Annotated in this window: 14 protein-coding genes and 1 pseudogene; 13 read left to right on the forward strand and 2 right to left on the reverse strand. The window is 70.1% G+C overall.

Annotated features, from left to right (window positions below; translation table 11 throughout):
- Positions 1-181: 181 nt before the first annotated feature.
- Both ACWGI8_RS03325 and ACWGI8_RS03330 read right to left on the reverse strand, forming a co-directional pair.
- Positions 182-688 carry an NUDIX hydrolase gene (locus ACWGI8_RS03325; RefSeq protein ID WP_453658213.1) on the reverse strand — a complete coding sequence of 169 codons (507 nt, stop codon included), beginning with the start codon at positions 686-688 and terminating at the stop codon, positions 182-184.
- Between the two features lie 9 nt (positions 689-697).
- Positions 698-1,243 (reverse strand): AAA family ATPase, encoded by a 546-nt coding sequence (locus tag ACWGI8_RS03330; protein ID WP_453658215.1) that lies wholly within the window; start codon positions 1,241-1,243, stop codon positions 698-700.
- 460 nt (positions 1,244-1,703) lie between these two features.
- On the opposite strand from ACWGI8_RS03330, the gene ACWGI8_RS03335 reads away from it, so the two are divergent.
- The 13 genes and pseudogenes from ACWGI8_RS03335 to ACWGI8_RS03395 form a co-directional block, all read left to right on the forward strand.
- Complete coding sequence (locus ACWGI8_RS03335; protein ID WP_011031268.1) at positions 1,704-2,018, forward strand: DUF6112 family protein; 315 nt, start codon at positions 1,704-1,706, stop codon at positions 2,016-2,018.
- Positions 2,018-2,710: a hypothetical protein gene (locus ACWGI8_RS03340; protein WP_453658218.1), complete on the forward strand. Its 693-nt coding sequence runs from the start codon at positions 2,018-2,020 to the stop codon at positions 2,708-2,710. Before ACWGI8_RS03335 ends, ACWGI8_RS03340 begins: the two co-directional genes overlap by 1 nt.
- A 37-nt stretch (positions 2,711-2,747) precedes the next feature.
- The gene (locus tag ACWGI8_RS03345) at positions 2,748-4,124 is read left to right on the forward strand and encodes an SCO6881 family protein (RefSeq protein ID WP_453658220.1); all 1,377 of its coding nucleotides are present in this window, start codon (positions 2,748-2,750) and stop codon (positions 4,122-4,124) included.
- Between the two features lie 81 nt (positions 4,125-4,205).
- Positions 4,206-5,678 carry an SCO6880 family protein gene (locus ACWGI8_RS03350; RefSeq protein WP_453658222.1) on the forward strand — a complete coding sequence of 491 codons (1,473 nt, stop codon included), beginning with the start codon at positions 4,206-4,208 and terminating at the stop codon, positions 5,676-5,678.
- A gap of 94 nt (positions 5,679-5,772) precedes the next feature.
- Positions 5,773-6,234 carry a DUF6238 family protein gene (locus ACWGI8_RS03355; protein WP_453658224.1) on the forward strand — a complete coding sequence of 154 codons (462 nt, stop codon included), beginning with the start codon at positions 5,773-5,775 and terminating at the stop codon, positions 6,232-6,234.
- A gap of 28 nt (positions 6,235-6,262) precedes the next feature.
- Positions 6,263-7,777, forward strand: coding sequence for a VirB4 family type IV secretion system protein (locus tag ACWGI8_RS03360; protein ID WP_453658226.1), 1,515 nt, complete (start codon positions 6,263-6,265; stop codon positions 7,775-7,777).
- A gap of 15 nt (positions 7,778-7,792) precedes the next feature.
- Positions 7,793-8,362: a hypothetical protein gene (locus ACWGI8_RS03365; RefSeq protein WP_453658228.1), complete on the forward strand. Its 570-nt coding sequence runs from the start codon at positions 7,793-7,795 to the stop codon at positions 8,360-8,362.
- A gap of 115 nt (positions 8,363-8,477) precedes the next feature.
- Positions 8,478-8,642: a hypothetical protein gene (locus ACWGI8_RS03370; protein WP_453658230.1), complete on the forward strand. Its 165-nt coding sequence runs from the start codon at positions 8,478-8,480 to the stop codon at positions 8,640-8,642.
- Positions 8,632-9,561: a hypothetical protein gene (locus ACWGI8_RS03375; RefSeq protein WP_453658232.1), complete on the forward strand. Its 930-nt coding sequence runs from the start codon at positions 8,632-8,634 to the stop codon at positions 9,559-9,561. The genes ACWGI8_RS03370 and ACWGI8_RS03375 overlap by 11 nt, the downstream gene beginning before the upstream one ends.
- 30 nt (positions 9,562-9,591) lie before the next feature.
- Positions 9,592-10,365 carry a hypothetical protein gene (locus tag ACWGI8_RS03380; RefSeq protein WP_453658234.1) on the forward strand — a complete coding sequence of 258 codons (774 nt, stop codon included), beginning with the start codon at positions 9,592-9,594 and terminating at the stop codon, positions 10,363-10,365.
- Between the two features lie 294 nt (positions 10,366-10,659).
- Positions 10,660-11,454: a hypothetical protein gene (locus tag ACWGI8_RS03385; protein ID WP_327370600.1), complete on the forward strand. Its 795-nt coding sequence runs from the start codon at positions 10,660-10,662 to the stop codon at positions 11,452-11,454.
- A 152-nt stretch (positions 11,455-11,606) separates the two neighbouring features.
- Complete coding sequence (locus ACWGI8_RS03390) at positions 11,607-12,122, forward strand: hypothetical protein (protein WP_453658236.1); 516 nt, start codon at positions 11,607-11,609, stop codon at positions 12,120-12,122.
- A 48-nt stretch (positions 12,123-12,170) separates the two neighbouring features.
- Positions 12,171-12,536: pseudogene (locus ACWGI8_RS03395) on the forward strand (glycosyltransferase family 2 protein); the annotation flags it as partial.
- Between the last annotated feature and the right edge of the window lie 29 nt (positions 12,537-12,565).

Below are 12,565 nucleotides of genomic sequence, written 5' to 3' on the forward strand. Positions count from 1 at the left end.
TCGGACCGCCTCCGCCAGCTCGAAAGAGCCGGCTGGCTCAGCAGCAGGCCCGAAGACGACGCCAGCTGGCTCAGCCGGGCAACTCCAGGACGCGGCGCGGGACGACGCCGCACCTACTACACGCTCACCGCCGCGGGACGCCGCGCCGCGGAGCACGAACTCCAGCAACGCGCACCACAGCTCACATCGCTCCCGGCCGCGCCGGCAGGGCGCGATATCGGTCGAACGCCTCACGAGCATCCGGAACGAACTCCCGATGCCGGACCAGGTCCGTCAGTTCGGACTCAGTCAACCAGTCATGCCAAGCGACCTCCGAAGAGTCGGGCCGGACCGGTTCCGTGACGACGACCTCATGCAGACCGAGCCAATACGGGCTGATCACGCCCTCACACAAGAACTTGAACAGGAAACGAGGACGGGCATGAACACCAAGTTCTTCCGCCAACTCCCGTGCAGCAGCATCCTCATACGACTCGGCCACGTCCACCGCGCCTCCGAGCATCCAGTTGATCTGCCCCGGGAAACGAGTGTCATCGTCCGGACGGCGGTGGACAAAGAACCGCCCCGCACGGTCGCGGCACACGATCGTCGATATGCGATGCAGCCACCGCTGACGAATCGCCTCCCCCCTCTCCACCACAGCCAGCACCTCGTCACGCTCGTCAACCCGCTCAACAAGTTCACCCACGAACCAGTCCTACCGGTTCGCAGCCGCGCCGACACGAGCCAGCACCACGTCGGCCAACTCCTGCGGGGTCAGCTCGCCGTCCAGAAACACGGTGTCGCTGGGCAGGGTGTCAGTCGCGGCCATGCACGGCGCGATCTTGTCCTTGCACCAGCGTCGAACCTTCTCGTCCTGCTCAGGGTTGTCCGGGGTGAAGCTCCGGCCGTCGATCCTCCGCTCCAGAACCTCTCGGGAAACCTTGAGGAAGAAGTGGTGGACGTCGATGCCCGCATCCGTCAACGCGCCGAAGATCTCACCGACATAGCCGGGGTTGACCAAGGTCATGGGGACCAGAACCGGACGGCGGTACTCCTCAACCAGCCCTACGGCCAGGTTGGCGACCTGCCGCCGCCACAGCCGAAGGTCCTGGAAGTCGCCGGTCGGCACCTCCACGATCTCCCGCAGCACATAGCCGACCATCTCCGGGTCATAGACCAGGGCCTCAGGCCATCGCGGACGCAGCTCGTCTACCAGCGTGCTCTTCCCGCTGCCGAACGCACCGTTCACCCAGACGATCAACGCGATCCTCCCCGCCCCGGTTGCCAGGCCCGCACATCGAGCCCGGCGCGTCGGATCAGCATGCCGCGCGAATTAGATCAGGGCGAACGCCATTGCAGATCATGCCCGAAAGATCGCCAAGTGGGTCCGGATCCCGCCGCCGAACTGGGTCACCTCACGTTGTCGAAGCCACCCCACGAGTCCTGCGTCCTCGGGCAGATCCGCCCGAGCCCCGCATCCAGCCCGAAGAAACCGACAGCCCGGCTGGACAAACCCACCGCCAGATCATCGAGACAACCACGCAAGGTCGCAGGTCACCGCAGCGTCGGCTGACAAACCAGATCGGAACCTACAGCCCGGCACCGCTCCAGGCGGGCCGCCGCCGCGGCCCCTTCCGCGCCCCGAGTGCACCTCCCCCTCCGCTTCCCCTTTCCCGCCGGCCCTCGCCTGGCCCGCGTATGCAAGGAGCCCCGCCACACCTATGTCTGTCCCTCTCGCAGACCGCGTCATCCAGCTCGCCTACGACCCAGGAATCTCGCCCAAGGGCGGTGGCCTGCCCGGCCTGAGCGTGCTGAAGAACGTCGTCAACAGCATCAACATGTTCGGGATCATCGCCGTCGTCGGCGCCCTCGCCGTCTCGCTCGGCGTATGGGCCTGGGGCCACCACACCGGTGGCCACCAGGCCGAGGCCAACGGAAAGAAGGGCGCGGTCGTAGCCGCCGGCGCCGCCCTCGGTCTGGGTGCCGCGAACGGTATCGTCGCGTTCTTCTCCGGCCTGGGGTCTCAGGTCCATTGATGCGGAACCGATTCCCCTCCTTTTCGCTGTCCTCGTACGGAACGGGCTGGTCAGCCAACCGGCGCATCGCGATCGTCGCCTCCGCCGTCGCCGTCCTGCTCGCCATCGCCGGGATCGTCGCTCTGCTGACCGGCGGCGGCAACGGCCACCAGGCCCCGGACACCGCCGCGCCCGCCCCGACTGGCAGCCCGTCCTCCTCCGAGGCCGCCCCGAAGCCTTCCTCCGGATCCGGGTCGGTGTCCAAGCCTCCGCAGATCGCCGAACCGGTCGCCTACGCCAAGGCGGCGGCCCAGATGCTGTGGTCCTACGACACCCGCGACACCAACCGCGACCAGCAACTGGCCGGCATGCGTGCCTGGATGACCACCGAGACCAAGTACGCCGACTGGGCCTCGGTCTCCGGCCAGGTCCCCGATCCGCTGCTGTGGTCACGGATGGCCGACCAGGACCAGCACGCCACCGCCAGCGTCACCGAGGGCCACTACCCCTCCGCGTTCAAGGCGGCCCTGGCCGACGACCCGTCCGCGATCACCGAGGCGTACATCTACGTCGTCACCGTCAACGGCAAGCAGACGCTCAGCTGGAAGAACGGCGGCGGCGGAGCCGAGGAACGGGCCGTAACTCTCGCCGTGCAGTGCCGCCCGAACCACGACTGCACCCTGGCCGCCATCGCACCGAGCGTCACGCAGTGACCCGCGCCTGAGACAAGAAAGGGAGGAGTAACTCCTCGTGGGTTTCTGTGATTTCCCCTTGGCAGACAAGCTGTGCGCCGTCGGCGACGCGGTGGATTTCGCCTCGGACCCCGGCAAGGCCATCGGTGACTGGATGGCGAAGTCCGCCGGTGAACTGGCAGCCGCGGCAGCCGATTTGGCCGCCGAGGCCGTCAACACCACCACGAAGGTGGACCTGAACGCCGGATGGTTCGTCGACAACTACCAGATGTTGCTGCCACTGGGCCTGGTCCTGCTGGTCGCGACGTTCTGCGCCCAGTTGGTCCGGGCAGCCATCCGGCGCGACGGACAAGCGCTGACACAGGCGTTCACCGGCACCATGAGCGGCGTCCTGTTCGCCTTCTGTGCCATCGCCTTCACCACGGTCGCCGTCGAAGTGGTCGACGCCGTCAGCGACGGCCTGTTCAAGACCGCACACCTGAACATCGAGTCGGCCGTGCGCCGCATCGTGAAGGTCAACCAGATCGGCGGCCTGTCCGGCTTGGGCTGGCTCGTGCCAGTCGTCGCCGGCCTCGGCGCAGCCATCGGCGCCTTCCTCTACTGGTGCGTGATGATGGTCCGCAAGGTCGGCATCCTCGTCATGGTCACGCTCGCCGTCTTCGCATCCGCCGGCGGCGGCTGGGAGGTCGCCCGGCGCTGGCGCAAGGGCTGGATCGAAGCCACCGCCACCCTCGTGGTCTCCAAGCTGCTGATGACCGTGATCTTCGTGCTCGGTATCGCCGCCATGGGCAAAACCGAGGCCAAGGACGGCATCGCCGCTCTGGCCGACGTCATGTCCGGCATCGTGATCATGGTCTTGGTATTGCTTTGCCCGTACGCCGTCTTCAAGTTCGTCCACTGGGCAGCCGACGGCACCGATGGCGAGTCCATCCACCGCGCCGGCGGCGCCGGAGCGCAGATCGCCAAGGCGCATGCCGAGAAGGCCGCCCGCAAGGCCGCCGCAGCTGCAGCCACCGCCGGAACCGGTGGCGCTGCCGCCGGAGCAGGCGCCGCACCGCAGGGCCCCGACGCCAGCGGGGGCGGCTTCCCCGGCGACGTTGCCGCCAACCCGACCGGCGGCGGCGGAGAGGGCAATGAAGGTTCACAAAGCGGCGGAACGGGCGTCTCGCCCGGTGGCGATGCCGTCAAGTCCGGTCTGGAGAAGGCCGTCCAGCCCGCGCCGACGAGCGTGTCCGACGACACCAGCAGCCAGGTGGGCGGCAGCCCGGGGCCGGGAGGATCCGGCGCGAATGCCGCGTCCGGCCAGGGCGGCGGATGGCAGTCCGCTCCGCCGACCACGACTCCGCCGCCGCAGGGCGCACCCCCGTCCTCCGGCTCACAGAACGCCACGTCGAGCGGGTCGGCCTCACCGCCGCCGCCTCCGACCGGCCTCTGATCCCCTGCCCGCCTACCGGGGGCGGGACGTGCACGCCACCTCCCGCCCCCGGGTTCCACCCGCGCCTCCAGGACCCGCCCCTTGACTGATCTCTCCGTCGCCCCGGTCACGGTGAAGTTCCCGCACCGGTCCCGCCGCGGCATCCTCCTCGGCCTCTCCCTGCCCCAACTCATTCTTGTTTCTTGCACGTTGGCGGTGCTGCTGATGACGGTGGTCTCCACCGGACTGCTCGGCGCCGTCGCCCTGGCCCCGCTGTGGGCAGCTTCCGGTGCCCTCGTCGCGATCCGCCGGCACGGCCGCTCCCTCATCGACTGGGCACCGATCGTCACCCGCTACGCACACCGCCGCCGTACAGGCCAGACCCTCTGGCTCGCCCGGCCCGTCACCCGGCCCCGGCAGGACGGCGTCCTCCACCTGCCCGGCACCACCGCCTCCCTCAAGGTGGTCACCCCCGGCGACTCCGCCAACGAGGCTGCGGCCGTCCACGACCCGCACCAGCAGACCCTGACCGCCATCGCCCGCGTCAGCAGCCGCGCCTTCGCCCTCCTCGACCCCGCCACCCAGAACCACAACGTGAGCAGTTGGGGACGCGCGCTCGCAGGCATCGCCCGTACCGGTCATATCGCCACCGTGCAGGTGCTGGAGCGCACCGTCCCCGACAGCGGCGACACCCTCACCCGCCACTGGACCCAGAACGGGCAGCCCCAGACCCCCGTCGCCGGACAGATCTACTCCGAACTGGTCTCCTCGGCCGGCCCCGCCGCAGCCCCGCACGAGACCTACCTCGCCATCTCCCTCGACCTCAAAGCCGCCCGGCGCCTGATCAGCCAGGCCGGCGGAGGCTTGACCGGGGCGTTCACCGTCATGGAGCAGACCACCGCCTCCATCGCCCAGGCCGCCCGCAACACCGGACTCCAGGTCACCGGGTGGCTGACCTCGCGGGAGATCGCCGCTGTCATCCGCACCGCCTACGACCCCAAGGCCCTCGCGGCCCTCCAGCAGTGGTCCGTGACCGGCCGCGCCGAGGCCGACCCCGCAGCCGCCGGGCCCGTCGTCCAGTTCGAGGAGTACGACCGCCTCGCCACCGACAGCGCACGGCACGCGACGTACTGGGTGGAGAACTGGCCGCGCACCGAAATGGGAGCCGGGTTCCTGCACGGGATCATGTTCACGGCCGGAGTGCGGCGCAGCCTCTCCCTTATATACGTGCCGCAGGGGCTCGAGTCCGCGCTGCGGGACGTCCAGAGGAAGAAAGCGGCGATCATCGCCGACGCCAATGAACGGGCGCGCCGGGGGCAGGTCGACAGCGAGGAAGACTCCGTCGAGTACGCCGACGTCAAGCAGCGTGAGCGCCAGCTCATCGCCGGGCACGCGGACGTGGCCCTCACCGGCCTGGTCACCGTCACCGCCGAAACCGACGCCCTCCTGGATGCCGCCTGCGCACAGATCGAGACCCACGCCGTCACTTCCGGCGTCGATCTCCGACGGCTCAACTACCAGCAGCCAGACGCCTTCGCCCTCACCGCGCTCCCGCTCGCCCGGACCGCCCTGTGAGCCGGGCCCGTCCCCGCCGGTCAGCACCGTGGCGCCCGCTGCTCTTCGACCATCCGTCACCACCCCTGCCTCCCGGCAGGAAGGACCACCACCTTTGACCTCTCCCACGCGTCCGGACGACGGGCACCCCTACCTCCGCGCCGCGAGCGCCGGAGTCCGCCACCACACCCGGGCCCAATCGCCGTCGGCCGCGAACCCGCCCCGGCCGGCGGACCGGCTGCACCTTGACGTGCTGCACACCCACCTCACCGCCCTGCACCAGCTCTTGGACTGGCTCGCCGAAAGCACTCGGCCTCCGCACCCCGCCGCCGGCCGCCACCTCGCCACCGCGCACACCCGCCTCTGGCAGGCCACCAGCGAGGTCCACTCCGCCTTCCACCTGCTACCCAACAACACAGCAGCAGAAGCCGAGTCGAGCGCATGCCATCCAGAGCGGTTGCCCGAGGGACCGCCCGTGCTCACGATCTGTCAGCGCCACCTCGCCGCCGGACACGTCATCCGCCGCAAGACCACCCCCACCGACCTCCGCCCGCACACCACGGCCTGCGTGCGATGAGCACCACCCGCAGAAACGAGGGCCACCGATGAGCCACCGGCCCGCCCGTCGCGCACGCCGCGCGTCCGCCAGCCCGCTCTTCACCCCCCACGGCACCGACCGCGCCAGCCGCAAGGCCGCCCGTCGCCAGCTCGCCGAGGCCACCGCAAAAGCCCGCGCGGAAGCCAGCGCCCACCAGCCCGAGAGCACATCCGCCGAGCACGAGATGCCCACCGCGCTCTACCCACCGAGCGGACGTCCCGGACCCGCCTCCGCGCGTAACAACCGGCTGAAGCTGCCCGCCCACCGCATGACGACGGCCGTCGCCGCCGGCGCATACCCCTTCCTGGCCGAAGGCGGACTCGGCGCCGAGGGCATCTACATCGGGCGCGACGTCCACGCGGAAGCGTCCTTCGTCTTCGATCCGTTCGCCCTGTACGGCAAGGTCGAGGGATTCACCAACCCGAACCTCTTGCTCGCCGGGGTGATCGGCCAGGGCAAGAGCGCGCTCGCCAAGAGCTTCGCGCTGCGTTCGGTGGCCTTCGGATACCGCGTCTACGTGCCGTGTGACCCGAAGGGCGAGTGGACGCCGGTGGCGGAAGCCCTCGGCGGGCGTTCCGTCGCTCTCGGCCCCGGACTGCCCGGACGGCTGAACCCCCTGGACGCGGCCCCGCGCCCGGAGGGCGTCTCCGAGGCCGACTGGGTCGGCGAGATCCGCAAACGGCGCCTGCTCCTGCTCGGCTCCCTGGCCCGGACAGTCCTGGGCCGGGACCTGATGCCCATGGAGCACACCGCCCTGGACGTCGCCCTGGACGCCGTCGTCACCCGCGCCGTCGACACCGGCCGCACCCCGCTGCTCGGCGAGGTCGCTGCCACCCTCAACAGCCCGAGTGCGCTCGACGAGGCCGCCGGGATGATGTCGGGCCAGCTCGGCGACGCCGCACGCGACCTGGCCCACGCGATGCGCCGCCTCGTCCACGGTGACCTGGCCGGCATGTTCGACGCCCCCTCCACCGTCGCCTTCGACCCGACCGCGCCGATGCTCACCATCGACCTCTCCCGGCTCGGCGGCTCCGGCGACGACACCGCCCTCGTCCTGACGATGACCTGCGCCTCCGCCTGGATGGAATCCGCCCTCTCCGATCCGTCCGGCGGCCGGCGCTGGATCGTGTACGACGAGGCGTGGCGGTTGATGCGGCACGTCGGCCTACTGCAGCGCATGCAAGCCCAGTGGAAGCTCTCCCGCGGTCTCGGCATCGCCAACCTGATGGTGATCCACCGGCTCAGCGACTTGCTCACCGCCGGCGACGCCGGATCACAGGGCCGCGCTCTGGCCGAGGGCCTCCTCGCCGACTGCAGCACCCGAATCATCTATCGCCAGGAGACCGACCAACTCCAAGCCGCGGCCTCCCTGCTCGGCCTGACCTCCGTGGAGATGGACGCCATCGCGCACCTCAACCGAGGGCGTGGCCTGTGGAAAGTCGCCGGACGATCTTTCATCGTGCAGCACCTCCTGCACAGCCACGAACTGGCGCTCTTCGACACCGACGCCCGCATGCACTGAAAAAGCAAGAGGCCCGTGAAACCCGACATCCAACGCGAACTGATACCGCGCGACGACACTGTCCACCTCATCGGCGCGCTCAACGCGACGAAGGACAAACTACTCGATGCCGCCCAGCAGTGGGAGCTGCTGGACGAGAGCGGGCACGTCCCGGCCGCCCCCTCCTACACCGAGCTGCTCCAGCATGCCGCCGACGCGCAGGACCTCTCCCGCGACGTCCTCCGGCTGACTGCTGACTTCGCCCGGAGCCCGCACAGCACGACCCTCGCCGGCAGTGCCGTCCTCGCCCATCTCGCCACGGCGGCCACCATGTCGAGTCACGCAGCACCGCACTTCACCGAGACCGCGGAGGGCGCCCTGTCCCTGCCACGGTCCTCCAACCCGACCGACCGGCACTACCTCAAGAACCGCATGGTCATCGATCACGCCTCGGCGCGAGCGTTCCTGCGGCGCACGTCGGAATCTCTCCGCGACGCGACCAAGGAACTCGACGACCACCTCGGCTTCCACCGATTCCTCTCGACGCTCACCCCTCGGGAAAGCCCTGCGCTTCCACCTCCCAGGCCGAGCGGTCGCCACCGCTAGCCCGCCGCGAAGAACCGGCATCACCACCTCAAGGAGTCCCCTGAACCGCCCCGCTCATTTCAGCGACGCCGACTGGGCCGAGTACCAGCAGTGCCAGGCCGAGCACGATGGCCTCATGGCGCAGGTCGCCGAACGCGAAGCCCAGATGGAACACGACCTGATCGCCTCCTACGACGAGTACGAATTCGACTTCAGCCCGGCCCCGGAGCCCAGCCCCGCCCACCGGACACCACCTCCGCACCGCACGCCCGTCTCCCGCAGGAGGAGCCGTGGGCGCTGACGACGAAAACACCCGTGCCGGCGACCGCACGGGCCCGCTCGCGCCGCTTCCCGACCATCGCAATGTGGCCACCCCGTGGTGGCAGGAGCTGTGGCGCCGCCACGCGCACATCACCACGCCACTGCGGCAGCGTGGGCTGGAGTGCGACATCGAGTTCGGCCTCAGCGCGTACATCGTGCGCGTATCGCTCCCCGACGACAGCTACTTGATCATCAGTCCGCCGCAGGAGCCCCCCTCCGACCGCCCACTGGGACATCCGGACGGCTGGATCGCGACCCGTGAACACCCAGACGACCAAGCGCTGTTCGAGGTCGTCTACGACTCGGCTCCGTCCGCCGACCCTGGCGCCCCCCAACGGCCCGAGGCTCGCCACGGCGGCAACGTCCAAACCCTGATCGAGACGATCGGCCATCGCCTTGCCCAGCTCGGGCTGCTGCCGAACCCCGTCGCATCGGCCGGAGACCGGAGCGCGCTCCCAGCTACGCCGACGCTCCACGCGCCCGAAGTCCCGGACGTCCCCGACTCCGCCGGCCGCGCCTCCGTCTACGTCTACGGCGACGCGCTCCGCGCTCTGACTGACCGGCTCAACGGAGCCGAGTCGCATGCGGAGGCCGCCGCCTTCCTGCACCAGATCCTGGAGCCCAGCGACGGCCTGCTGGCACAGCTCGGGGAGTTCTTCGAAGCGGCCGGGGAGAAGGCCAAGGAAGCCGAGGAGGACGACGGCTTCGACTTGTCCTACGACCTCGCCGACGCCGCCGCCGAGATCCGCAACCTCGGCGAGGTGCTGCACGTGGCAGAGGACCGGATGCGGGCACTGACCCCGCTCATGCCAGCCCCGCGGCTCACGTCCACCCCCGGGCGTCCGCCGTCCCTTCCCCCGCGAGCCCTCCCGGCGGCACAGCCGCGGCACACGCGCTGACGCCGGACCACCGCCTCCTTCCAGGAACACATGACCTCACCCCGCACCGACCTGTCCGCCTTCGCTACCGGTCTGGCCGCCCGTCTGCCCGGCACCTGGACCAGCGAGTACCAGCGCCACGCGCAGTACGCGGACCAGTTCCCCCGCACCGACAAACTCTGGGACACCGGCCACGTCGACTACATCGTCAGCCAGTACGTCCTCACCCACGACGCCGTGCTCCACGGGCCCGCCGACCAGCGGCTGTACGTCACCGACCGGCCCCGCTACCCGCACCAGTTCGTCGTCGCCCCGCTCGCCCCCGACGGCCCGCACATCAAGCCCCACCACTTCGCCGCAGTCGAGGAACCCAACGGCATCGCCGTTCCCAAGGACCCCGCGCGGGCGGCGGCACAAGTCACCCGACGGGTGCTGCCCCACTACGAACAGGCCCTGCAAGAGGTCCTCGACAACGCGGCGGCCCAGCCCGACCCCCCGCACCGGCCCGGCCCGCCACAGGTCGACCAGGTCCTCACCCTGACCCTGTACAGCGACGGAGCCCTCGGCTCGCCGTACGAGAGCGTGCCGGTCGATGCCCGCATGACGCTGTACGCCCACGGATTCCAGTACCACCCGCACCAAGCAGCGTTCCTCCTGCCCACCGCCTACGGGGACAGCGGTCGCGCCCTGCGCGTCCACAGCGTGGTTCAACAGCTCACAGCCAAGGGCATCGGCGTGAACCTGCGCCACTCGGCGCCCACCACCAGCGCCGCCCTTCCGCCAGCGTCACCGAAGGCCACACCCTCGGCCGGCCGTACGCGCTGACCCACTCCCCGCCTGCAGATCCTTGGAGCCTCCATCCGCATCGCCCGACGCACCCTGCCACTGTTCGCCAGCGCAGCCTGCCTCACCCTGGCACTCACCGGCTGCACCACCGACCACGGCACCTCCGACGCCAAGCCGGCTCCCGGCGCCAGCACCGCCCCGAAGCCGACGGCCGCCCTCAGCGCCGCCCAGGCCCGCGACGTCATCACCCACTACTCGAAGATCAACAACGAGGCCAACGCCGACCGTAACCGGCGCCTGCTCGACACGGTCGAGGACGGCCCGCTGTACGCGATGTCCGTCTCGGACTACACCGAGACCGAAGGGCTTCCCGCGGCGGACCGCAAGCCGTACAAGCCGTGGTCCTACGACTCCGCGAACGCCAAGCTGTACATCCCGCGCCTGGTCGCCGGGCAGGACCGCTGGTTCGCCGCCGCGCTCTCGGACCAGAAGGGCAAGGCCCCCTCGCGTCTGGGCGTGTTCGCCGAACAGCCCCAGCACAAGCGCTGGGAGCTGGTGTCCGTCGTCGACCTCGACGGCCAGAAACTGCCCGACATCGCCCTCGACCGGGACGGGTACGCGACGGCCGTCGCCGCCGACGGCAACAAGCAGCTGGCAGCCGGCGCCGACCTGCTGCGCACAGGCGTGCTCGACAACTTCGCCACCGGAGGCGCGAACAGCGGGACGAAGGTCTTCGCGCCGACCAAGGCGAGCAAGCAGCAGATCGAGGTCCACGACAAGACCGGCACCCGCTACGGGAACCAGGGCACCACCGTCTTCGCCGGCGCCGCCAACCGCTACAAGGACGCCTACGCCCTCAAGACCACCGACGGCGGCGCGTTGATCCTCTTCTCCCACACGCACACCCAGACCGACGCCGTCGCGCACTCCGGCCTGCAGATCAACCCCGGCAAGGACGACCGAGCGTGGCTCCACGACGTGCCCCGCACCTCCATCACGTACACGTTCGTATGCAACGACGCCGCCACCGTCCCCGCGAAGGCCGAGCCGTCCCGACTGATCGGCTACACCTGCGCCCGCACCGACGCCTCCGGCCCCCCGGTCGCCTCCTGGTCGGACCGCGCTTAGACGCGTCCCCTCCCACGCGGCACACACCACCTTGATGGCCGTCGAACGTCCCCAGCCCCTTACCCGATGCGGAGAAGTCCCTGTCCACACGTTCCTTCATCGCCCGCCCCACCGGCACGGGGTACAGCGGCATCCACGTCCAGCTCGACGGCGTGCCCAGCCACCACCTGCCCCTGCTCCTGGCCGCCTACCAGCACAAGTTCGGGCGCGACGTGGAGACCATGTCCCGTCACCTCATCGACGACGTCGCCGTCGGCTGGGACGAGCTGGGCACCGACCTCCTCGACGGCGCACCGCCCACGCTCGTGGCCGAGCTGACCGGCGGCGAGCACTGGCCCAGCCGCAGGCTCGACCACTTGATCACCCCGGACGGCTCCCCGCCGGTACGTATGACAGTCACCGACGAGACCGCCGACGCGCAGGACATCCAGTGGGGCTACGTCCTGCACCAGCAGGGCATCGAGGTGATCAGCCTCCTGCATGAGGACATCGGCCCGCTTGTCGACTGGGCCATCGACCCGCGCACCGCCTTCAACGACCACCCGGCAGCGTGGTCCTCCCTCGACCCCGCGCCGGCCATCCGGGCATCGCGCAGCACGCTGCCCCCGAGCGCTCCCGCCGCATCCCCGGCGAAGGCCGGCGCCCCGCGCCCCGCCACGCGCCGCTAGTTTCCCCTCGTCTTCCCGGAGCCTTCCCTGCCCCCGCACACCACGCCCCTGATCACCGTCGTCATCGCCAGCCGCCTGCGCGAAGACCGGCTCGACTACCTGACCGCCATGCACGCCAGCCTCACCCGGCAGTCCGTGGGTTGGGAGGCCATAATCGCGCTCGACGGTGCTTCACCTGATCGTCTGCCTGCCCCGCTCGCGCAGGACCCCCGCGTCCGCACCCTTGCTCTGCCCCGCCCGGTCGGCGCCGCCTGCGCCAGGAATCTGGCCCTCGCCCACGTTCGAACCCGGTATACGAACTGGGCGGACGACGATGACGAGTTCACCGACGACGCCATGTCCGTACGGCTGAACACCCTGGAATCGACCGGGGTCGGCTGGTGTGCGGGCTGGAGCGAGGACCAGTACCCGGACATTTTCCGGCCGGGAGTGCCACTCTATGG

This window comes from Streptomyces sp. NPDC054841 (genome assembly GCF_053611045.1).